The following is a 23558-nucleotide window of genomic DNA, read 5'->3' on the forward strand; positions in this document are numbered from 1 at the left end:
TCATAACGGGCTATCACCAACAGATGCACAAAGACGAGAACACGCTTTATGTCTGACAAGAAACCGACAATCGCCGATTGGGAAGCCCTGGCCACCAAGCAGACCAAGGGCCTGACTCCCGACGAGTTGACCTGGAACACCCCCGAAGGCATCGACATCAAGCCCCTGTACACCAGCGCCGACCTCGAAGGCCTGGAGCACGCCGACACCTTCCCGGGCATGGCTCCCTACGTGCGCGGCCCCATGGCCACCATGTACGCCGGTCGTCCCTGGACCATTCGCCAGTACGCCGGTTTCTCCACGGCCGAAGAATCCAACGCTTTCTACCGCAAGAACCTGGCCGCCGGTGCCCAGGGCGTGTCGGTGGCCTTCGACCTGGCCACCCACCGCGGTTATGACTCCGATCACCCCCGGGTATCTGGTGACGTCGGCAAGGCCGGTGTGGCCATTGACTCTGTTGAGGACATGAAAATCCTGTTCGACGGCATCCCGCTGGACAAAGTCTCCGTCTCCATGACCATGAACGGCGCCGTACTGCCGATTCTGGCTAACTACATCGTCGCGGCCGAAGAACAGGGTGTGAGCCAGGACAAACTCGCGGGCACCATTCAGAACGACATTCTGAAAGAATTCATGGTGCGCAACACCTACATCTACCCGCCCGCGCCATCCATGAAGATCATTGGCGACATCATCGCCTACGCTTCGGACAACATGCCGAAGTTCAACACCATTTCCATCTCCGGCTACCACATCCAGGAAGCCGGTGCCGATGCCGCACTGGAGCTGGCCTACACCCTGTCCGACGGTCGCGAATACGTGCGTACCGCCCTGGCCGCCGGCCTGGATGTGGACGCCTTCGCACCGCGCCTGTCGTTCTTCTGGGGCATTTCCATGAATTTCTACATGGAAATCGCCAAGATGCGCGCCGGTCGCCTGCTCTGGAACCGCATCATGGCGGAATTCGAGCCCAAGAACCCCAAGTCTTCCATGCTGCGTACCCACTCCCAGACCTCCGGATGGTCCCTGACCGAGCAGGACCCCTACAACAACGTGGTGCGCACCACCATTGAGGCCATGGCTGCCGTATTTGGCGGCACCCAGTCCCTGCACACTAATGCTCTGGACGAAGCGGTGGCCCTGCCGACCGAATTCTCGGCTCGTATCGCCCGTAACACCCAGATCATCATTCAGGAAGAAACCGGCATTACCCAGGTAGCCGATCCCTGGGGCGGCTCCTACATGATGGAGTCCCTGACCCAGCAGATCGCCGACCGCGCCTGGGAGCTGATCGAAGAGATCGAGGAAAACGGCGGCATGGCGAAGGCCATCGAAGCTGGTATTCCGAAACTGCGCATTGAAGAGTCCGCCGCCAAGAAACAGGCTCGCATCGACCGTGGCGAAGACGTGATCGTAGGTGTGAACAAGTACACCCTCGAGGAAGAGGAAGATCTCGACATCCTCGAGGTGGACAACGTCGCCGTGCGCGAATCCCAGATCAAGCGCATCAACGACATCCGCGCCGAGCGCAACAACGAAATGGTCAACCAGGCCCTGGCCGACCTCACCGCCGCTGCCGAAACCGGCGAAGGCAACCTGCTGGACCTGTCCGTGAAAGCCGCCCGCCTGCGTGCCACCGTTGGTGAAATTTCCGATGCCCTGGAAGCCAAGTTCGGCCGCTACAACGCCCAGGCCCGCACCATCTCCGGTGTCTACGGTGCGCCTTACGAGGACGACAGCGACTGGCAGGCGATCAAATCCGACATCGAAGCCTTTGAATCCGAGGAAGGCCGTCGCCCCCGTATGCTGGTGTGCAAAATGGGCCAGGACGGACACGATCGCGGTGCCAAGGTCATCGCCACCGCCTTTGCCGACGTCGGCTTCGACATCGACCTGTCGCCCATGTTCTCCACCCCGGAAGAAGTTGCCAAGCAGGCCATCGAAAACGATGTGCACGTGGTCGGTGTATCTTCCCAGGCGGCCGGACACAAGACCCTGGTACCTGAGTTGATTGCCGAACTGAGCAAGCAGGGTGCCGACGATATTATCGTGGTTGCCGGCGGTGTGATTCCGAAGCAGGACTACGACTACCTGTATGAGTCCGGTGTTAAAGGCATCTTTGGTCCCGGTACCAAGATCCCTGTATCGGCTCGCCAGGTATTGGATGAGGTTCGCAAGGCTCACGCATAACACTGAGTCTTTTGAACACAACGATTGCTGTACTATAGTTTGCCCCCTTAATGGGGGCATTTTTTTAGCTGTTATAGTTTCGATCAGGTTCAGTAGTAACCTGGCCGGCGACCTACCGGCGGGTCTGCATTTTACGCTCCGAATGGGCCATCCATGGCCCGGTCCCGCGCCATCCCTGGCGCTAGTCGCGAAAATGCAGACCCGCCGGTAGGTCGCCTAGTTCTGTGCCACAAGAATGTATATCAAAGGGTCAGACTCCTTGAAAACACTTGGATGGAATCAGGACTTTGGAGACAACTTGATTGCTGATCAAGGGGTCTACCCCTTGATATGCTCAATATTGAACAAAACACGGTCACGAAGGAATAAATTTTTAGGGAACATTATGCCCAGCATCAATCTGGAATTACTTCGCCAGGGCAACCGCCGCGCCCTGGCCAAAGCCATCACACTGGTGGAAAGCAAGCTGGACAAACACCGCAGCGAATCCCAGCAGGTGCTGGAAGACATCCTGCCCGACACCGGTAAAAGCATTCGCATCGGTATCAGCGGCATTCCCGGCGTGGGCAAGTCCACCTTTATCGAAGCCTTTGGCAAACACCTGATCGACCAGGGCAAAAAAGTCGCCGTCCTCGCCGTCGACCCCAGCTCCCCCCTGCGCGGCGGCAGCATCCTCGGTGACAAAACCCGCATGGAAGAACTGTCGCGGGAAGACAACGCCTTTATCCGCCCCTCCCCCTCCGAAGGCGCCCTCGGCGGTGTGGCCCAAAAAACCCGCGAAACCATGCTGTTGTGCGAAGCCGCCGGCTACGACGTTATCCTGGTGGAAACCGTAGGTGTGGGCCAGTCCGAATACGAAGTCGCCGCCATGGTCGACTTCTTCCTGGTGCTGATGATCCCCAACGCCGGCGACGAGCTTCAGGGCATCAAGCGCGGCATTATGGAACTGGCCGACGCCCTGGTCATCAACAAGGCCGATGGTGAAAGTATTAACCTGGCCCAGCGCACCAAGTCCCACTACCAGAACGCCTTCCACCTGATCAAACACGGCTCCTTCTGGAACCCGAGGGTGGAAACCTGCTCCGCGCTGCAGAAAGAGCGCATTGGCGACATCTGGGAAATGATCTGCGACTACCAGAAAGCCGCCTTGGAAAACGACGCCTTCTTCGAAAAACGGGCCCTGCAAAATTCCGAATGGCTCAATAAGCTGATCCACGAAATGCTGGAAATGCGCCTGAACCAGAACCCCCAGGTTCAATCCAAAATGCCAGGACTGCAAAAGGCCGTGGAAGACAACACCACAACACCCTATAACGCCGCCAAGCAGATCGTTGACCTTCTCTAAAAATTGGAGATTTAAAAGGACCCACCACCTGTAATTTCCACCCCCAAAACGGCGGATTACGCCGCTGCGCGACTAATCCGCCCTTCTACGAATCCGGCACGACTGGCTAAGACAAGTGACATTTCAATCTGGCCCGTCTTTTCAGAATATCCGCCCACCACCAAGCCCACCTATTAATGAGGCACAAAACCAGACGAACCGCGGTGTGAAAGGCGGCTGGGGGCTGGTTTCCGGAGCATTAAAGAGGGAGCCGAAAGAGCAAAAAAGACCGGCGTTTTCTGCCGGGCTTTTTTGGGACTGAGGGAAGCCCGGAGGGCCGCACGACCGCTCCGGAAACCAGCCCCCAGCCACCACTTGAGGCACATGACTACGGGCCATTACCGCCACCCAACCGCTCCACAAAGCAAGACACCAGCCGCCACTTGAGGCACAACACCGTCATACAAGTGAGCCCCACCTGATCGGAAAACCATATCCCAATCAACAACTTCCTGTAACAAACAATACGCTAGAGTTACCCCTTCATTCAGGGCATAATGTTGCGCCCTGCAGTCTGGCCTGTGACCCCTTCGAATGGCACGAAAGATACTCAAGCGCTGGTTACCCAACCCCCACGAAATCAAGGAACACCCCACCTTGAATTTCATGAGTCATCTACTGCATGACCCCAACCTGTTCCACCTGAACCGCCACTCCGTCTCCGGCGCCTTCTTCGTCGGTCTGTTTGTCGCTCTTATGCCAACCCTGGGCCAAATGCCCATCGCTGCCCTCGTGGCCCTGATGTTCCGCGTTAACATGCCCATTGCCGTCGCCCTGGTCTGGATCTCCAACCCCCTGACCATGCCGGCCATCTTCTACGCCACCTACGAATTCGGCCGCTGGATACTCGACAGTCCCGCCCTCGAATTCACAATGGAACTGTCCTGGGAATGGTTTAGCACCGAATTCACCAAACTCTGGCAGCCACTGGTTGTGGGATCACTATTGGCAGGCCTGGTAGTGGGATGCCTGGGCTACATCAGCATGCAACTGTTCTGGCGCTGGCACGTGGTAAGGAACTGGGAAAAACGTAAAGCCCGTCGCCAGGCGCAAGAATCTTCCGAGGATATCTAGGGAACCAACTCTACTCAAACCTCAACGCTTCCGCCGGTTCTACCCGACTGGCACGCCAAGCCGGATACAGTGTCGCTAGCAGACTCATTAGCAGCGACACCATCGACACCAGCACAAAATCAGCCAACTGAATCTCAGACGGTAAATAACTGACCGGATACACCTCCGAGTCGAGAAATCGAAATCCGATTATCCCCTCCAGAAATGCCACCAGCGGTTGCACATAGGCAGAACCCAACAACCCCAGCAATCCGCCCAACAACGTACCCGTCGCCCCGATTACCGCACCCTGGACCATAAACACCCCCATCACCTCGCGGCGGCTGGCACCCAGGGTCTTCAGAATCGCAATATCCGTCTGCTTGTCCACCACCACCATCACCAGTGTGGACACCACATTAAATGCTGCAATGGCGACAATCAAAAACAACAACAACCCCACCAGATTCTTCGACATCTGTACCGCGTGATACAAATTGCCGTGAGTGCGGGTCCAATCAGTACCGTAATAGCCATAAGCCATACTGCGTACTTGTCTATAAATGATCTCGGGCGCATCAAACAGGCTGCTGGCTTTAATTCGCAAACCGGAAACGGCACCGGGATTTTCAGACAGGTCACTGGCAGCATCCAAACGCACCAACGCCAGAGAATGGTCCAACTCCGTCCCCGAACGAATAATACCCATCAGCGTCAGCGGTTTGACCTTGGGCAAGGCACGGCTGTCACTGCTGGAAGGCACCAGCACTGTAATCTTGCCGCCTTCCTTCACTCTCAGACTGCGAGCAAGCCCCTGCCCCAGAATGATGCCACTGGCACCGGAGCCACTTTGCAATTGCTGCAGTACCTCTGGCTCAATAAAGTCCTGTACCACGGACACGCGGGCTTCCTGCTCCACATCGATGCCATAGAGCCCGGCGGGCTCAACCCGGCGACCAACACTCAACATCACCTGCAGTTCCACAAAAGGGGCCGCTTCAAGAATATTCGGATTGGCATCAACCACATCGCTGCGCAACTTTTGCCAATCTTCAATACCGTGCCGGTGATAGATTGCGCCATGGGGCAAAATGCCCAGAATTCGGTCCCGCAGCTCCCGTTCGAATCCATTCATCACCGACAACACCGTCAGTAACAAACCCACGCCCAGCGTCAGCCCGGCAATGGACAGCCCGGAAATAAAAGAGACCAACTGGGTTCGACGCCGGGCTCCCGCGTAACGCAGGCCGACAAAACGACTGAAGTAACCCGGCAACATCGACTTAGCTAACCCTTGGATGCAAAGAACCGTCGCGCAGTTCCAGCACCCTATCCATCGATTGCGCCAGGCGTTCGTCATGGGTAACAATCACAAAGCTGGTCGCACACTCGTTGCTCAACTGATGCAACAGCGCCTCGATGCTGTTGGCCGTCTGGCGATCGAGATTTCCCGTAGGTTCATCCATCAACACACACGCCGGCTGATTAACCAGTGCGCGAGCAATGGCAACCCTCTGGCGTTCACCGCCCGACAACTCCGCAGGTTTGTGTTGAAGACGCTGGCCGAGCCCGACCTGTTGCAGCAAATCCGCGGCGGCAGCCAGCGCCCCGGACTTTGTCACGCCCGCGATCAATTGAGGCATGGCCACATTTTCCAGTGCGCTGAATTCCCCTAAAAGGTGATGAAATTGATACACAAAACCCAGATGCTGATTTCTCAGACGACCGCGCACATTGTCATTACATGCGGAAAATGGTTTGCCCAACAGTTCCACTGCGCCGGCATCCGGCGTATCGAGCCCGCCCATCAGATTCAGCAGCGTGGATTTGCCGGAACCGGACGCCCCGATAATCGCCAGGCGCTCACCGCGTACCAGTTCCAGATCGACGCCGGTCAGCACCTCCACTCTGGCGGGGCCTTCCGCATAACTTTTTTGCAGTCCGCTGCAACGCAGAGATGTTTCGGTTCTGACTAGAGTGACTGCAGTGGCCTCTGGTATCCGGCTGTCCTGGCTCAAATTCTTTCCTATAGCAAAATCTGATTTGGATTATTCGTAGCGCAAGGCTTCGGCGGGCTCCACCGTCGAGGCCCGGTAGGCGGGGTAAAGTGTCGACAACAGACTCAGACTGGCCCCCACAACTGCAACTACCAAAACGTCGCCCAGCATCAATTGCGAAGGCATATGACTGATAAAATACACCTGGGGATCAAACACCTGCAGTCCTGTGAGCTGTTCCCAAAACGAGACAATAGCTCCGACGTTAACGGCGATAATGGCACCCAACACACAGCCCATCAGTACGCCCAACCAACCGGTAATGGCTCCCTGAACAACAAAGGTCGCCATCACCTGTCCCCGGCTCAGCCCCAATGTTCTGAGCACCGCAATATCAAAGCGTTTGTCCGCAACCATCAGTACCAAACTGGAAATAATATTAAACGCCGCTACCGCAATTATGATCATCAGCAACACCGACACGACCGTTTTTTCCATCTTGACCGCCGAAAACAGACTGCCCTGGGTCTTGCTCCAGTCACGAACGGTCAACGGGCTGCTGTTGGCCGATGCAAGTTGTGATAACTGACCCTCAAGGTGCTTGGCCAACTCTCCCGCTTCGTACATGTCGCGGGTGCGCAGCTCGACTCCACTCACCCGCTTGCCCGTTCGCAGCAGTTTTTGAGCGTCGGCAAGATGCAGGATGACAAGCTGCTGATCCACCTGCGCACCCACCTCGAACACACCACTGACCGTAAAACGTTTGATGCGAGGGTAAATACCCGCCGGGGTCACGCTCAACTGCGGCAAAGTCAGGGTCACCTTGTCACCGGGCATCACCCCCAGATAACGCGCTAACAATCGACCAATAATAATGTTGTATTCGCCTTGAGCGAGGCTGCTGGTATCGCCGAGCACCATATGTTCTGAAAGCGAAGAGATTCGAGGCAAGTCTTGCGGAAGGACACCTCGCAGCTGAACACCTTGCATACCTCTTTCATAACTTACCATGGCGTCGCCATCGACGTAGGGCGCTGCCGCCAGAATACCGTTTTGAGACTCCACCTGTTGCCGTAATTTCGCCCAATCCCCGATACCGTCCTCGCCAATGACCTCGATATGGGGAATAACCTGCAACAATCGCTGCTTGATCTCTCGATCAAAGCCATTCATTACGGACATCACAACAATCAACGCCAGGGTACCCAGCGTCATTCCCAGCAGGGAAAACCCACTGACGAAGGAAATAAACTGATTGCGGCGCTTGGATCGGGTGTATCGGGCGCCAATAAACAGGGGCAGCGGCAAATTCATAGCCGTCATTAAACCCAATGCCCCGACGGACCACAAGGGTTGAACCAAACTATTAATCAAATGCCCCAACTGCTTGATTCAACAGGCGAATCGCGCCAAAGTCACAGCGGTGACTTCGCAGACACCCGGCGCCGGTGGTGGTACACTCATGGTAATGGCCAACCACCAGACCCACAGCTTATGACCGACTCCGAACGCCGCAGCTTTTTCCGTATCAATAGCGAAATCGCGCTGGATTTCCACAGTGTCAGTACCCAGACCCTGGAACAGGGCAATGTGGAAGAAGAATTCCCCCTGGACCAACAGGCACTGGATCTGTTCAACCAGTTTCGTCGCCTCGACAAGGAAGCGGCCCCTCTACTCAGCGGAATCGCCGAATTCAATCGCGGCGTGGCCGACTACCTGAGTCTGCTGAACAAAAAGATGGACTTGTTGGCTCAGCAATCGCTGGCGGGCGACTATCTGAACAAGGATGTGCGCCCTACCCACGTCAATCTGAGCGAAGGTGGCCTGGCATTTAACTGCGGAAAAGCGCTGTATAAGGGGTCCAGTGTTGCCCTGCGTATGATGTTTTTACCGGACTATACCGCCGTTGCCAGCTTCGCCACCGTCATACGCTGCGACAGTAATGAACAGGGAGGCTATAAGGTGGCCTGCAAGTTTGTGCAACTGACATCGGCCAAGCAGGAAATCCTGGCCAAACAGATTTTACAGGCGCAAATGGCGAAACGCCGCAAACATCGGGAAACATCGGAGGACGATCACCAATGAACCCGGTCAAATTGACACTGGCGGCGCTGCTGTCCCTGGTGTTTGGGGCAGGTGTCGTCGCGGAAACCATCCGGATTCCCATCGGCCAGCAGGGATCTCAACAGACAATCGAAAAACCCGCTCTGGGTATGTCTATGGCTGAAGTCCGGGCGGCTTTTGGTGAACCCGTCGAGCAGCGGGAACCTCGTGGAGAGCCACCCATCTCCCGCTGGGAGTATGAGCGTTTTGTGGTCTACTTCGAATCCGACATCGTCATCCACAGCGTTATCAAACATGTGCGGCGCGATGTCGGTGAAACGAAGAATCCTTAGAAGCGATTGACGCGGTTCAAACCGTCCAGGGCAGCAATGCGATAGGCTTCTGCCATCGTCGGGTAGTTAAAGGTGTTCTTCACAAAGAACTTGATACTGTTGCCCTCACCCGGCTGACTCATAATCGCCTGGCCAATGTGGATAATCTCGGACGCTTCCGCACCAAAGCAGTGAATACCCAGAATTTCAAGATTGTCGATGCGAAACAGCAGCTTCAACATGCCCACATCTTCGCCTGAAATCTGCGCCCTGGCAGTGTTTTTGAAGAACGCACAGCCCACTTCGTAAGGGACTTTAGCGTCCGTCAATTCCCGCTCGGTTTTACCAATCGAGCTGATCTCCGGCAGTGTATAAATGCCGGTAGGCGCGTCAGACACAAACCGTACCGTCAGCCCCGCTATACCGCGGGCACAGGCACGCCCCTGGTCAAAGGAAGCGCTTGCCAGACTGGGCCAGCCAATAACATCACCGGCGGCGTAAATGCCGTCAATATCGGTCTGATAACGTTCATTCACAGACAACTGGCCGCGATGATTTGCCTCAAGACCGATGGCTTCGAGATTAAGGGTGTCTGTATTACCGGTACGTCCGTTACACCACAACAGTGCATCGGCGCGCAGGCGTTTACCTGACTGCAGATGCATGGTCACACTGTGGGCATCCGCTTCCACCGCTTCATATTCCTCGCAGTGACGTACCGTCACACCGCCATCACGCAAGTGGTAGCTGAGGGCATCGGAGATTTCATCGTCGAGAAAAGACAGCAGCTGTTCGCGGCTGTTGATCAGATCCACCTTGATACCAAGGTTGGAGAAGATGGAAGCGTATTCGCAACCAATCACGCCAGCACCGTAAATAATCATGGTTCTAGGCGTATGCTGCATACTGAGAATGGTGTCGCTGTCGTAAATACGCGGATGGTTAAAGTTGACGTTTTGCGGACGGTACGGACGTGAGCCAGTAGAGATCAGGATATTTTTGGCGTTGATGATTTCTTTGGCACCATCTTCTACAACCACTTCGACTTTCTTGTCATCAACGAACGAAGCCTCGCCCACGTGAGTCTGAACGCGGTTGCGGGCCGCCGCCGTCGTAATGCGATCAACCTGCATGGGAATAACTTTGCTGGCCGCCTTAAGCACTTCAGGAAAGGTCAGCAGCCTTGGTTCGCCGATGACCCGGAACAGGTTGTGAGTGTTATAACGGATCAGCTGCTTGACAGCATGACGCAGCGACTTGGAGGGAATCGTACCTTTGTGAGCACAGTTGCCGCCGAGCATATCGGCGCGTTCTACCATGCCCACCTTCATACCGGCCTTGGCCGCGGACATCGCCGCTCCCTCACCCGCCGGTCCCGAACCTATCACCAGTAAATCGTAGGTGTACTCCGCCATCTCCCGCTAAACTCCTCACTCCAGGTTGTGTACTGCGGCGAACAGCTATCCACCGCACTATTGTCTTTATTTATTTGCCAGAGGCATCGTAGGCAAGCTCTGCCGGAGCCTGCTGCTTTTGCTGCTGCTTTTCTTGTTCTTCTTCACACTTGTTGGGATCTCCCCCGCACAGATCACACACATAGTCCTCTTCCTTGAGCGCCGCACCGACACCGCCACAGGAACCTTTTAGTGGTTTACGTCCCATCAGCACACCAACTGACATGGCGATGACAAACAACAACAAGACCGCGAGAGTTACAAAGAACATCTGCATAGTTACCTCCTGGCCCTACGGACCATTGGCCAAATAGGGTTTAAATGTATCAGAGGCCACCTCTTCAAAGGTCGCCCCCTGCCTGATTATAAATAAGGCCGGAATGCCCTCGCCATTAGCCAATGGTAGAGCCTGTTCCAGTCCCAACACACTGAACGCAGTCGCCAGGGCATCCGCCCGGGCCGCCGATTTGTCCAGCACCGTCACCGAAGCCAGATGATGGGTAATCGGTCTGCCGGTTCGGGGATCAATGGTATGACTGTAGCGAACCCCGTTCCGTTCAAAATAATTTCGATAGTCGCCAGAGGTGGCCATGGCCATATCGCTGAGTTCGATCGCCCTCTGAACGGTTTGGGTAAGCCCAGCCGAGGGTGTCTCCACCGCGATACGCCAGGGGGTTCCCCTTCGACTGACGCCCTTCAGGCGGATTTCGCCGCCAATTTCCACCAGATAGTTATGGTAGCCCCCTGCTTCCAGCAATTGTGCCACCCTGTCGACGCCATAACCCTTGGCCACTGCGCTCAGGTCGACGTTGATCGGCTTGTGCCGACGGACACGACCCTGATTCAACTCCAGGTTTTGGTAACCCACATTGACAGAGGCCGCTGCGATTTCCCCGTCGCTGGGCACTCTATCCTTTGCCGGATCGGGCCCAAATCCCCACAGATCAATCAACGGCCTCAGGGTCACATCAAAGGCCCCTTTGGACAGTTGGCTGACCGACTCACTGATCGCCAGCACCTCCATCAGTGGCGCGGACACCGCCTGCCATTGTCCTGTCTCTACCCCATTGAGACGATTGAGCTCCGAATCAGGAATATAGGTGGACATTGCCTGATTGATATCCTGCAGCAACGCATCAATGTCCCGCTGCAGAGCTTCCACATCTTTAGGTGCCCGCTCCGCAACAATCGAAATATTGTAGCTGGTACCCATGGTTGCCCCGGACAGGCGCGTCTGCACCAATTCCGGACGCGGACTGCACGCACTCAGTGCAAAAGCCCAGAGGCAAAACCAAAACGAGGCCAGCATTGCTGACCTCGTCATGAGGAAATTGTCCTTCAAAATTCCCCGTTCCTTCCGCTTAGCCGCCGAAATCATCCAGCAAGATGTTTTCGTCTTCAACGCCCAGATCCTTGAGCATTTTGATCACAGCTGCGGTCATCATTGGGGGCCCACACATGTAGTATTCACAGTCTTCAGGGGCCGGATGGTCCTTCAGGTACTCTTCATACAGAACATTGTGGATAAAACCGGTGAGGCCGTCCCAGTTGTCTTCAGGCTGAGGATCGGACAGGGCCACGTGCCACTCGAAGTTGCTGTTCTCATTGGCCAGCATATCGTACTCGTCCTGGTAGAACATCTCGCGCAGAGATCGAGCACCATACCAGTAAGACATCTTGCGGCTGGACTTCAGACGCTTGAGCTGGTCGAAGATGTGAGAACGCATTGGCGCCATGCCAGCACCACCGCCCACAAAAACCATCTCAGCGTCGGTATCCTTGGCAAAGAACTCACCGAACGGACCGTATACGGTCACTTTGTCGCCAGGCTTGAGGCTGAACACATAAGAAGACATCTGTCCGGCGGGAATACCCTGGGAGCCGGGAGGTGGAGTGGCAACACGAATGTTGAACTTCACGATACCCTTCTCTTCGGGGTAATTGGCCATGGAGTAAGCGCGGATCACCGGCTCATCCACTTTGGACTCGATGTTAAAGAAGCCAAAGCGCTCCCAGTCACCGCGGTACTCTTCTTCGATATCAAAGTCGGCGTACTTGACGTGGTGAGCGGGCGCTTCCAGCTGAACGTAACCACCGGCGCGGAAGTCAACGTTCTCGCCTTCAGGCAGCTTCAGCGTCAGCTCCTTAATAAAGGTGGCCACATTGGGGTTGGACTCAACAGTACACTCCCACTGCTTGACACCAAACACGTCTTCTTCAACGTGAATTTTCATGTCCTGCTTAACAGGCACCTGACAAGACAAGCGCCAGCCTTCGGCTGCATCGCGCTTGGTGAAGTGGGATTCTTCGGTAGGCAGCATGGAGCCGCCGCCACTGTTAACCACACACTTACACTGGGCGCAGCTGCCGCCACCGCCACAGGCGGAAGGCAGGAACAGACCGCCTTCGGCCAGGGTTTGCAGCAACTTGCCGCCCGCAGGAACAGTGAGGGTTTTCTCACCGTTGATTTCGATGTTGACGTCGCCGCTGTTAACCAGCTTCGCACGCGCACTGAGGATAACCGCCACCAGCGCAAGCACGATGCCGGTGAACATCACGACACCTAATACGATTGTAATATCCATACTTCGTAATACCTCGCTGATTACAGGTCAATGCCGCCGAAGGACATAAAGCCAAGAGACATCAGACCCACGGTGATAAAGGTGATACCCAGGCCACGCAGACCGTCGGGTACATCGCTGTACTTCATCTTTTCGCGGATACCGGCCAGAGCGGTAATCGCCAGAGCCCAGCCAACACCGGAGCCGATGCCGAACACGGCGGATTCCGCCAGATCGTAGTCACGCTCTACCATAAACAGTGAGGCACCCATGATGGCACAGTTCACGGTAATCAGTGGCAGGAAAACACCCAGGGCGTTGTACAGCGCAGGTACGTACTTATCCAGAACCATTTCCAGGATCTGTACCAGTGCCGCGATCACACCAATGTAGGTAATCAGGCCGAGGAAGCTCAGGTCCACTTCCGGGAACCCGGCCCAGGCCAGGGCGCCGTCAGCCAGCAGGTAGGTGTACAGCAGGTTGTTCACCGGTACGGTAATACCCAGTACCACCACAACGGCAATACCCAGACCCAGGGCCGCGTCCACCTTCTTGGAGATCGCCAGGAAGGTACACATTCCCAGGAAAAAGCTCAGGGCCATGTTTTCGATAAAAATCGCCCGCACAAACAGGCTAAGATAATGTTCCATCGCTTAAGCCTCCTTAATGGTGTTGGGACAGATCTTGAACTCTTCCTCTTCTACCTGATCAGGCTTGTAGGCACGAATGCCCCAAATGATCAGACCAATCAGGAAGAACGCACTGGGTGGCAACAACAGCATGCCGTTGGAGACGTACCAGCCGCCTTCAGTGGCCAGCGGCAGAATCTCATAACCCAGCAACTTGCCGGAACCGAACAGCTCACGAATCGTACCCAGGGCAATCAGCAGCGCACTGTAGCCAAAACCGTTACCGATGCCGTCCAAGAAGCTTGGCAGTGGTGGGTTTTTCATGGCGAAGGCTTCCGCGCGACCCATCACGATACAGTTGGTAATGATCAGACCCACAAATACCGACAGTTGCTTACTGACATCGTAAGCCACCGCCTTCAGTACCTGATCCACCACGATTACCAGTGAGGCAATAATGGTCATCTGGATGATGATGCGGATGTTGCCCGGGGCGTGGTTACGCACCAGAGACACAAACAGGTTGGAGAAGGCGCACACCACGGTCAGTGCAACACACATCACCAGGGTCACCTTCAAGGAGCTGGTGACCGCCAGCGCCGAACAGATACCGAGAATCTGCAGGGCGATGGGGTTGTTTTCAAGAATTGGCTTTAGCAGTAGCTCTTTCACTTTCATGATTAAGCCTCCCCATTCTTCAGATTGGTCAGGAAGCCGGCGAAGCCTTGCTCGCCCAACCAGAACTTGATCAGGTTATCGACGCCCTTACCAGTGAGCGTAGCGCCCGACAAGCCATCGACCTCGTGTTCAGAACCCACAGTGGCCGGTCCCTTTTTGACGGTCAGGCCCACGGTGCCGTCAGCCTTGTAGGCTTTCTTGCCCGGGAACAGTCCTTTCCAGTTGGGATTATCCACCTCTCCGCCGAGGCCCGGCGTTTCGGCGTGCTCGTAGAAGCCCATACCAACCACAGTATTGAAATCAGACCCCAAAGCCAGGAAGCCGTAGAGCGTGGACCAGAGACCGTAGCCCTTAATGGGCAGGATCACGGTTTCAACACCATTGGCACCCTCCACCAGGTAGACCTTGGCAACATCAGCGCGGCTGGAAATCTTGGCGATATCCTCGTCACCGGACAGCTCCTTGGAGCGGGCCGGATCCTTGGAAGCCTTGCGCTGATCGTACTTGTCAGTGCCCTCTTCCACCTCGGTGAATTTACCGGTATCCAGGTCAACCAGTTTGGTGGTGATCTGCTTGAACTGTTCTTCAACACTCTTGCCGTCTTCCAGCAGGCCTGCGGCCAGCAGGATATTGCGCTTGAAGTCCAGTGACTTGTTAGCGATCTGCGCGGGCTTGAGCATCACTGCTGCGGTGGAGACCACCACGGAGCAGACGATACACAGCGCCAGCGCGACGCCGATAGTTTTTCCAATAGTATCGTTAGACACGTGCCAACCTCCGCTTAATGTTCGACTGAACCACAAAGTGGTCGATGAGCGGGGCAAACAGGTTGGCAAACAGAATTGCCAACATCATACCTTCCGGGAAGGCCGGGTTAGCCACGCGAATCACAACCACCATAAATCCGATCAGGGCGCCAAACCACCACTTGCCAGCGTTGGTCATGGAAGCCGATACCGGGTCGGTGGCCATAAAGATCATGCCGAAGGCAAAGCCACCAATCACCAGGTGCCAATGCCAGGGCATTGCCATCATCGGGTTGGAGGACGGGTCACCAACGAGGTTGAACAGGCTTGAGGTCAGGAACATACCTAACATAACGCCGAGAATGATGCGCAGCGATGCGATTTTCATCGCCACCAGCACCACACCACCGAGCAGGATGGCCAGGGTGGAGGTCTCACCAATCGAACCCTGCATATGGCCGAAGAACGCGTCCATCCAGGTCAGTTGGCCCTCAAGGGCTTGCATACCGTCTGCGGCAGCCACAGACAGCGCAGTTGCGCCGGTGAAACCGTCCACGGCTGTCCACACCGCGTCGCCGGACATTTCCGCCGGATAGGCGAAGAACAGGAAGGCGCGACCCGCCAGTGCCGGGTTAAGGAAGTTTTTACCGGTTCCGCCGAAGACTTCCTTGGCGATAACCACACCAAAACTGATACCCAGGGCCGCCTGCCACAGGGGCACATCGGGCGGGCAAATCAGGGCAAACAGCACCGAGGTTACGAAGAAACCTTCGTTGACTTCGTGACCACGCTTGGCAGCGAACAGCACTTCCCAGAAACCACCGACGATAAAGGTCACCGCGTAGATGGGCAGAAAGTAAAGGGCGCCGTGCAGGATATTGTCGAACCAGCTGTTGGCGTCAAATGAGGCGATAAATACATCGCGCCAGTTGCCAATCTCGGTCAGGCCCAGATCCGCCATGGCGGTGTTGGCCTGCCAGCCGACGTTGTACATACCGAAGAACATCGCCGGGAAAGTACAGACCCAGACGGTGATCATAATGCGCTTGAGGTCGATACCGTCACGAACGTGGGAGCTGGTCTTGGTCACATCGTTGGGACGGAACAGACCGGTATCCACGGCTTCGTAGAGTGCGTACCACTTCTCGTATTTACCACCCTTGTGAAAGTGCGGCTCCATATTGTCTAGAATTGTGCGTAAACCCATGCCTTAACCCTCCTTCTCAATACGGGTCAGGTTATTGCGAAGGATGGGGCCGTACTCGTATTTGCCGGGGCAAACAAAAGTACAAAGGGCCAGATCCTCTTCGTCCAGTTCGAGGCATCCCAGTTTCTGGGCCATATCAGTGTCGCCCACAATCAGGGAGCGGAGCAGCTGGGTTGGCAGGATGTCGAGCGGCATAATGCGTTCGTAGGCGCCGATGGGCACCATGGCACGCTCTGAGCCATTGGTGGAGGTAGTCATATCAAACTTCTTGCCGGAGAAAAGGCTCGACACGTAGATGCTCAGCGCGGAGAAGTTGTCAAAACCGGCGCGCAGGTAATGCAGGAACGGACGGTCGCGCCCCTCTTCCAACGCGCAGATCTGCTGGTGATAACGACCCACGAACGCAAAAGCGCCGGAAGCGGTACGGCCACCAAACACAGAACCGGAAACCACGCGGTTGTCGCCGGATTTCAGCTGACCCGCGGTAAGCTCATCGATGCTGGCACCGACTCGGGTACGAACCAGACGGGGCAACTCAACCTGAGGGCCGCCCAGGGCGATAATGCGCTCAGTAGGCAATACACCCGTGGTGAACAGCTGGCCAAAGGCGATCACATCCTGATAGCCGATAGTCCAGACCGTCTTGCTGACGCTGACAGGATCGAGGTGGTGGATGTGGGTACCGGCGTTGCCGGCTGGGTGCAGACCACCGAACTCGTGTGAGGAAACGCGGCTGTTATTGCCAGTGAAGACGTCGGCGCCTTCGGCTTTGCACACGTATACCTGACCGGCGGTCAGCTTGCTCAGCACAGTCAGGCCGTTGACGAAATCATCGCGGTTTTCGCGGATGATCAACTCCGGATTGGCCGCCAGCGGATTGGTATCCGTGGCGGTCACAAAGATGGAGTTGGGCGTGGTGGCCGGAGCCGGCACCTTGCTGTACGGACGGGTGCGCAAGGCGGTCCAGAGTCCGGAATTCACCAGATTCTCTTTCACCTGCTCCTCAGACAACGAGGCCAATTGGTCCACGCTGTACTGGGCGAAGCTCTCGGCTTCATCACCCTCGACATCGATAACGACAGACTGCAGTACACGCTGAGCACCGCGATTGATCGCGGCCACGGTACCGGCGGCAGGCGCCGTGTAGCGCACCCCCTCAGTCTTCTTATCGGTAAATAGTAGCTGCCCTAGCTTCACTTTGTCGCCGACCTGAACGGCCATGGTAGGCTTCATACCGTGGTAATCAGCACCAATTACGGCGACAGAGCGAATCCGCGGGCCATCGACAATGGCCTGCTCGGGAGCCCCGGATATGGGTAGATCCAATCCCCGACGGATATTAATCATACGTCTCTGCCTAATCACTCGTTTGAAAGTTGTGTCGGCGCTGCGAGTGCAACGCCAAAATATTCTTCTCCAGCCGCTGGACACCGCGATTTATTAACGACACACCTTGAGAAGCCGATCAATTTGCACTCAGAACGGGCAAATAGGATTCAAATTCGGCGATTCAAGTGTAGTCGATCGCAGTCAACTTGCACTCGGCTGTTTGGAGTTTCCTGTCGGGATACGGCTTTGGGACGCTGTCGCTCACTTGTCATCAATACAGCTTTTAATGCTGCTTTATCGCCGTTTTGTTCTCTCTGCTGCAAAGCCCTGTGACGATCTAAACGCCATCTCAGGAGCGCTGGAGCAATAACCCTAGTCTGTTTGCAGGTTCCCCAAAATAAACGGGCGCAATTATAAAGATCAGTGGCGTCACTTGCCAGTGATAAAGTGTGTTTTCAGCGCTTTTTCTGTCGGAAAAAGCCTGATTTCTCAAGATGTTAGGCCTGGAAGGGAATTTTGGACGATTTAGCAGTCAGAATTGATTAAGGAGGCTGATCAGGGTGGAGGGGAAAGGGAAGCAGCAACCGCAGCTACTGCTTCCTTTTATATAGCTACTGAAATCAACCCTTGGGGTAGATATCGTAGGAAACACCGCACATGTCTTCGAGGCAGCGAACCACCTGACAGCTGTAGCCGTATTCGTTGTCATACCAGCAGTAAAGAACGGCGCTGCTACCCTCGACGATGGTGGCGCGGGAGTCAAATACACAGGCGTGACGGGAGCCGACAAAGTCGCTGGACACCACTTCCGGAGAGTTGGTGTAGTCGATCTGCTGCTGCAGCTTGGAGTACAGGGCAGTCTCACGCATGTAGGTATTGAGTTCCTCTGCCGTCGTCTCGCGACCCAGCTGCAGGTTCAAAATGGCCATAGAGACGTTAGGGGTGGGTACGCGAATGGCGTTGCCGGTCAGCTTACCCTTCAGCTCAGGCAGAGCCTTGGCAACCGCCTTGGCTGCACCGGTTTCGGTGATCACCATGTTCAGTGGCGCACTGCGACCCCGACGCTCACCTTTGTGGTAGTTGTCGATGAGATTTTGGTCGTTGGTGTACGCATGCACCGTCTCCACGTGACCGTGGTTGACGCCGTACTCGTCCATCATCGCCTTGAGAACAGGCGTAATAGCATTGGTGGTACAGGATGCTGCGGAGAGGATATTGTCCTCAGCGGTAATATCACCATTGTTGATGCCGTAAACGATATTCTTGATGTCGCCCTTACCGGGCGCCGTCAGGATTACCTTGGAGGCGCCAGGGCATTCCAGGTGCTGACCAAGGCCGGCTTCATCGCGCCACACACCGGTATTGTCGACGATGATCGCGTTGTTGATGCCGTATTCGGTATAGTCAACTTCAGCGGGAGAATTGGCGTAGATCACGCGAACTTCGTTGCCGTTCAGCACCAGGGTATTGGTCTCTTCGTCGACTCGGATAGTGCCCTTGAAAGAGCCATGTACGGAGTCACGACGTAGCAGGCTGGCGCGCTTCACCAGATCATCCGCAGCTTTGCCCTTGCGCACAACAATGGCGCGCAGGCGCAGCACATCACCGCTGCCGGCTTTTTCCACCAGCAGGCGGGCGACCAGGCGGCCGATACGGCCAAAACCGTACAAAACGACATCCTGAGGCTCAGGCAGAGGCTTGCTGGCGCTGCCGACGGCGTCGCCTACTTCAGCCTGGATAAATTCACTGACGCTGGCACCGTTGCCGCTTTTCATGAATTTAACGGCGATCTTGCCCAGATCAATATGGGCAGGTCCCAGATCCAGCTTGGACAGCTCTTCCAGCAGCGGATAGGTTTCAAACTCGGACAGTTCGTTCTCTTCCACCTGACGTACGCGACGATGCGCCTTCATCAGCTCGATCACAGAGAGGTTGACGAGGGAGCGGCCATACATATACAGCTTGACGTTGCGCTCACGGTTCAGCTTACCAATGAGAGGGATCATCGCCTCAGCGAGGGCTTCACGCTCTTTCCAGTCCTTGAAAAAATCGTCTGGCTTGGGTCGGTTCACGAGTTGTCACCTTCAAAATAGTTGGTCGTGGTTTGGCGCTAAAAACACAGTAATTTCAACACCATGCCTCCATCAGGAGGAGCGCTATTATCGTGATTCCAAATGGCCGGCGCAAGCAACTAAGCGAAATCTAAGTGAATTACAAGTCCTTTGGGAGGTTTTGTCCCAGCAATTTAATTCAGTTACAAAATAATGAACAAAAACCGTGTATTTCCGCCAACTGATGGGCCGAAATAGCCACTGCAAAATCAGCTCTTTAAAGCAAATCCGGACAATCCCGGCTACAATACCCCGGCATTTTATTATCGAGTTACTATCGAGCCCTTAAATCGGGACCTTTCTGTCGAGCCAATCGAATGACCATAAGCAACACCGCCACCAGTGCCACCCCTCTTAACCCTGCCCTTAACACCAAATCGGGCAATAAACAGCAGTGGGGCAACTTACCTGGCAGCGCCAAAGCACTCGCCATTCACTCCGCGGCACGGCAACACGACAGCCTGACACTGGTTATTGCGCCCGATACAGAATCGGCCCGACTGCTTGAATCCGAACTGCGTTTCTTTAATCATGCGGATGACCCATTACCTATCCTGCATCTGCCAGACTGGGAGACCCTCCCCTACGACAGCTTTTCCCCGCACCAGGACATTATTTCCGAACGCCTGCTGACGCTGTATCAATTACCGCGCACCGAAACCGGTATTCTGGTGGTTCCGGTAAGCACATTGATGCACCGGCTGGCTCCGGCATCGTTTCTGGCCGGCAACAGCTTAGTGCTCAAACCCGGACAGAAATTTGTCATTGAACATATGCGCCTGCAGCTGGAAAACGCCGGCTACCACTGTGTGGAAACCGTGTACGAACACGGTGAATTCGCTATTCGTGGCTCCCTGATCGACATCTATCCCATGGGCAGTGAAACCCCATTCCGCATCGATCTGTTTGATGACGAAGTGGAAACCCTGCGTACGTTCGATCCGGAAAGTCAGCGCTCTGTCAATCAGGTCGATGCCATCGAGTTGTTACCGGCAAAAGAATACCCGCTCGACAAAGCCGGCATCGCCCGCTTTCGCAATCGCTGGCATCAACGCTTTGATGTCGACCACAAGGCTTGCCCGGTTTATCAGGACATCAGTTCCGGGATCAGTCCGGCCGGAATCGAGTATTACCTGCCGCTGTTCTTTGAGGTGTGCAGCACGCTGTTTGATTACCTGCCTCAAAGCAGCCAGGTATTTTTGCTGGAGCGCATCGACGAATCCACTGAGCAGTTCTGGCGCGACCTGACTGAGCGCTATGAAAGCCGCTGCGGAGATCTTCAACGCCCGATCCTCAAACCCGCAGAGATGTTTTTGTCCGCAGGCGAACTATTTGGGTATCTCAACACCTACCCGCGCAACACGCTGGACAATGCCATATTGGATCCGGGCGCAGGGCGTCGCAACTTTAACTGCCGCCCTTTGCCGAATATCAGCGTCAATTCCCGCTCCGACACGCCACTGGCGGAGCTGGAAAACTATCTGTTGAGCACCAGCCAGAGGGTGCTGTTTTGCGCGGAGTCCGCCGGTCGCCGTGAGGGCCTGCTGGAATTGCTGAACAGAATTGATGTGCAGCCCGCGCAGTTGGATCAATGGCAGGATTTTGTCGATAGCGACGAACCCATTGCCATTACTATTGCGCCCATTGATCGAGGTCTGAGCCTAGAAGAGCCCAATATCACCTTGATCACGGAAACTCAATTGCTGGGTGAGCGGGTGCAGCAGCGACGACGCCGTCGCCAACAGCAAGATGCCGGAGAGTTGGCCATTCGCAATCTGACGGAACTGCGCATCGGTGCACCGGTGGTTCACATTGACCATGGCGTCGGCCGTTACCTGGGCATGGAAACCATAGCGGTCGACGGCCAGACCAATGAGTTTTTAACGCTGGAGTACGCCAACAAAGCCAAACTCTATGTGCCGGTTGCCAGCCTTGATCTGATCAGTCGCTATTCCGGGGCGGACGATCAAATGGCGCCGCTGCACAAACTGGGCAGCGAACAATGGAGCAAGGCCAAGAAAAAAGCCGCTGAGCAGGTGCGTGACGCCGCGGCAGAATTACTCGATATTTACGCTCGCCGTGCTGCTCGCCAAGGCTTTGCCTTCGAAGACCCCAAAGAAGCCTACGAACGCTTTGCGGCGGGTTTTCCGTTTGAAGAAACCGCTGACCAGGAAAATGCCATCGAAGCGGTGTGGAACGATATGATTTCCAAGCAGCCGATGGATCGGCTGGTGTGCGGCGACGTTGGCTTCGGCAAAACAGAAGTCGCCATGAGAGCAGCGTTTATCGCCACTCATTCCGGCAAGCAGGTCGCTATGTTGGTGCCCACAACCCTGTTGGCGCAGCAGCACTTCGAGAATTTCCGCGACCGATTTGCCGACTGGCCCATTCAGGTGGATGTGATGTCGCGCTTCCGCTCGGGCAAAGAAGTGGAAGGTGTTCAGGGCAAACTGGCCGAGGGAAAAATCGACATTGTTATCGGTACCCACAAGCTGCTGCAGTCGGACCTCGACTACAAGAACCTTGGACTGTTGATCATCGATGAAGAGCATCGCTTTGGTGTGCGTCAAAAAGAAAAACTGAAATCTTTGCGCTCGGAAGTCGACATTCTGACTCTCACGGCGACGCCCATACCACGTACCCTGAATATGGCCATGTCCGGCATTCGCGACTTGTCGATTATTGCCACGCCACCCGCGAAGCGACTCTCCGTTAAAACCTTTGTTCGCCAGAATGATCCGGCCATGACCAAAGAGGCAGTATTGCGGGAAATTCTCCGTGGTGGGCAGGTGTATTATCTGCACAACGAAGTAAAGACCATTGAAAAAACCGCAAGAGAACTACAGGAACTGGTTCCAGAGGCGCGAATTGCGATTGGCCATGGCCAGATGCGTGAACGCCAGCTTGAACAGGTGATGAGTGATTTCTACCATAAACGTTTTAATGTGTTGGTGTGTACGACTATTATTGAAACCGGTATCGATGTCCCCAATGCCAACACCATCATTATCGATCGTGCCGACAAATTTGGGCTGGCACAGCTCCATCAATTGCGTGGCCGCGTGGGTCGCTCCCATCACCAGGCCTACGCTTATTTGTTGACGCCCCACCCCAAGGCCATGACCGCTGATGCTCAGAAACGCCTGGAAGCCATTGCCCAAACCACTGATCTCGGTGCCGGTTTTACCCTCGCCACCCACGACCTGGAGATTCGCGGCGCCGGAGAATTGCTGGGGGATGAACAGAGCGGACAAATGGCAAGCGTTGGTTTCACCCTTTACATGGATATGCTCGATCGCGCCGTGAAGGCCATCAAGGATGGTAAAACCGAGAACATTGAAGAGGCACTGGATACGGGTATCGATATCAATCTGCGACTGCCCGCTCTGATTCCGGACGATTATCTGCCCGATGTGCACTCGCGCCTGATGATGTATAAGCGCATTTCCGGCGCCGCTGACGACGATGCCCTGCGCGAACTGCAGGTGGAAATGATTGATCGCTTCGGACTTCTGCCGGATGCCTGCAAGAACCTGTTTAAGATCAGCAGCCTCAAACTGCGCGCCCAGACGCTGGGCATCCGCAAACTGGAAGCCAGCCCCACCGGAGGACGCATCGAATTCGGAAAAGTCACGGAGGTGGACCCGTTAACCATTGTAAAAATGGTGCAAAACCAACCGCAGAAATACCGCCTGGAAGGTGGCAGCCATTTAAAATTCACCCTTGATATGGATAATAGCGATACACGCATCAAGCGGGTGGATGATCTGTTGCAACAACTTGGCGGCAATGCCGCCTGAAACCGCCCTTACTGATCGTTTCCCGGAGTAATATGGCTCGC

Annotated in this window: 19 protein-coding genes; 6 read left to right on the top strand and 13 right to left on the bottom strand. The window is 55.4% G+C overall.

The annotated features are described in order from the left end of the window. Positions 1–48: 48 nt before the first annotated feature. The 3 genes from scpA (at position 49) to HBA55_RS16790 (ending at position 4648) form a co-directional block, all read left to right on the top strand. Positions 49–2190: a methylmalonyl-CoA mutase gene (gene scpA / locus HBA55_RS16780; protein ID WP_166993783.1), complete on the top strand. Its 2142-nt coding sequence runs from the start codon at positions 49–51 to the stop codon at positions 2188–2190. Positions 2191–2575: 385 nt separating this feature from the next. Continuing rightward, a complete protein-coding gene (meaB, locus tag HBA55_RS16785) occupies positions 2576–3535 on the top strand; it encodes a methylmalonyl Co-A mutase-associated GTPase MeaB (RefSeq protein ID WP_206019835.1) in 960 nt (319 codons plus the stop codon). Between the two features lie 573 nt (positions 3536–4108). Further along, positions 4109–4648 (top strand): DUF2062 domain-containing protein, encoded by a 540-nt coding sequence (locus HBA55_RS16790; RefSeq protein ID WP_166993787.1) that lies wholly within the window; start codon positions 4109–4111, stop codon positions 4646–4648. A 10-nt stretch (positions 4649–4658) separates the two neighbouring features. On the opposite strand, the gene HBA55_RS16795 is transcribed toward HBA55_RS16790, so the two are convergent. Genes HBA55_RS16795 through HBA55_RS16805 form a run of 3 tightly spaced genes read right to left on the bottom strand, consistent with a single transcriptional unit; the run spans position 4659 to position 7947 of the window. Further along, a complete protein-coding gene (locus HBA55_RS16795; protein WP_166993789.1) occupies positions 4659–5906 on the bottom strand; it encodes a lipoprotein-releasing ABC transporter permease subunit in 1248 nt (415 codons plus the stop codon). 4 nt (positions 5907–5910) lie between these two features. Further along, positions 5911–6627, bottom strand: a complete 717-nt coding sequence (locus HBA55_RS16800; protein WP_420821505.1) for an ABC transporter ATP-binding protein — start codon at positions 6625–6627, stop codon at positions 5911–5913. Positions 6628–6675: 48 nt separating this feature from the next. Beyond that, the gene (locus tag HBA55_RS16805; protein WP_338109420.1) at positions 6676–7947 is read right to left on the bottom strand and encodes a lipoprotein-releasing ABC transporter permease subunit; all 1272 of its coding nucleotides are present in this window, start codon (positions 7945–7947) and stop codon (positions 6676–6678) included. A 171-nt stretch (positions 7948–8118) separates the two neighbouring features. Between HBA55_RS16805 and HBA55_RS16810 the strand changes: the two genes are divergently transcribed. After that, positions 8119–8709, top strand: a complete 591-nt coding sequence (locus HBA55_RS16810; protein ID WP_166993791.1) for a PilZ domain-containing protein — start codon at positions 8119–8121, stop codon at positions 8707–8709. After that, positions 8706–9020 carry a hypothetical protein gene (locus tag HBA55_RS16815; RefSeq protein WP_240946132.1) on the top strand — a complete coding sequence of 105 codons (315 nt, stop codon included), beginning with the start codon at positions 8706–8708 and terminating at the stop codon, positions 9018–9020. Before HBA55_RS16810 ends, HBA55_RS16815 begins: the two co-directional genes overlap by 4 nt. Here HBA55_RS16815 and sthA read toward each other — a convergent pair. From sthA to HBA55_RS16865, 10 genes are all read right to left on the bottom strand, one after another. Beyond that, positions 9017–10414 carry a Si-specific NAD(P)(+) transhydrogenase gene (sthA, locus tag HBA55_RS16820; protein WP_166993793.1) on the bottom strand — a complete coding sequence of 466 codons (1398 nt, stop codon included), beginning with the start codon at positions 10412–10414 and terminating at the stop codon, positions 9017–9019. The two genes, HBA55_RS16815 and sthA, sit on opposite strands and share 4 nt — an antisense overlap. 70 nt (positions 10415–10484) lie before the next feature. Further along, positions 10485–10730, bottom strand: coding sequence for a (Na+)-NQR maturation NqrM (gene nqrM, locus HBA55_RS16825; protein WP_166993795.1), 246 nt, complete (start codon positions 10728–10730; stop codon positions 10485–10487). Between the two features lie 15 nt (positions 10731–10745). Beyond that, a complete protein-coding gene (locus HBA55_RS16830; protein WP_166993797.1) occupies positions 10746–11777 on the bottom strand; it encodes an FAD:protein FMN transferase in 1032 nt (343 codons plus the stop codon). Positions 11778–11814: 37 nt separating this feature from the next. Further along, positions 11815–13038, bottom strand: a complete 1224-nt coding sequence (gene nqrF / locus HBA55_RS16835) for an NADH:ubiquinone reductase (Na(+)-transporting) subunit F (RefSeq protein WP_166993799.1) — start codon at positions 13036–13038, stop codon at positions 11815–11817. 20 nt (positions 13039–13058) lie between these two features. Further along, positions 13059–13667, bottom strand: a complete 609-nt coding sequence (gene nqrE / locus HBA55_RS16840; protein WP_166993801.1) for an NADH:ubiquinone reductase (Na(+)-transporting) subunit E — start codon at positions 13665–13667, stop codon at positions 13059–13061. Positions 13668–13670: 3 nt separating this feature from the next. Continuing rightward, complete coding sequence (locus HBA55_RS16845) at positions 13671–14324, bottom strand: NADH:ubiquinone reductase (Na(+)-transporting) subunit D (RefSeq protein WP_166993803.1); 654 nt, start codon at positions 14322–14324, stop codon at positions 13671–13673. 2 nt (positions 14325–14326) lie between these two features. Beyond that, positions 14327–15091, bottom strand: coding sequence for a Na(+)-translocating NADH-quinone reductase subunit C (locus HBA55_RS16850; protein WP_166993805.1), 765 nt, complete (start codon positions 15089–15091; stop codon positions 14327–14329). Continuing rightward, positions 15084–16277 carry an NADH:ubiquinone reductase (Na(+)-transporting) subunit B gene (locus tag HBA55_RS16855; RefSeq protein WP_166993807.1) on the bottom strand — a complete coding sequence of 398 codons (1194 nt, stop codon included), beginning with the start codon at positions 16275–16277 and terminating at the stop codon, positions 15084–15086. Before HBA55_RS16855 ends, HBA55_RS16850 begins: the two co-directional genes overlap by 8 nt. A gap of 3 nt (positions 16278–16280) precedes the next feature. Continuing rightward, positions 16281–17624, bottom strand: coding sequence for a Na(+)-translocating NADH-quinone reductase subunit A (locus HBA55_RS16860; protein ID WP_166993809.1), 1344 nt, complete (start codon positions 17622–17624; stop codon positions 16281–16283). A 602-nt stretch (positions 17625–18226) separates the two neighbouring features. Next, entirely contained in the window at positions 18227–19678 is a 1452-nt protein-coding gene (locus tag HBA55_RS16865) for a glyceraldehyde-3-phosphate dehydrogenase (RefSeq protein ID WP_166993811.1), read from the bottom strand. 356 nt (positions 19679–20034) lie between these two features. Here HBA55_RS16865 and mfd point away from each other — a divergent pair, with 356 nt between their 5' ends. Further along, positions 20035–23517 carry a transcription-repair coupling factor gene (gene mfd, locus HBA55_RS16870; RefSeq protein ID WP_166993813.1) on the top strand — a complete coding sequence of 1161 codons (3483 nt, stop codon included), beginning with the start codon at positions 20035–20037 and terminating at the stop codon, positions 23515–23517. Positions 23518–23558: the final 41 nt, after the last annotated feature.

It is taken from the genome of Pseudomaricurvus alkylphenolicus (genome assembly GCF_011683955.1).
Taxonomy (GTDB): Bacteria; Pseudomonadota; Gammaproteobacteria; order Pseudomonadales; family Cellvibrionaceae; genus Pseudomaricurvus; species Pseudomaricurvus alkylphenolicus.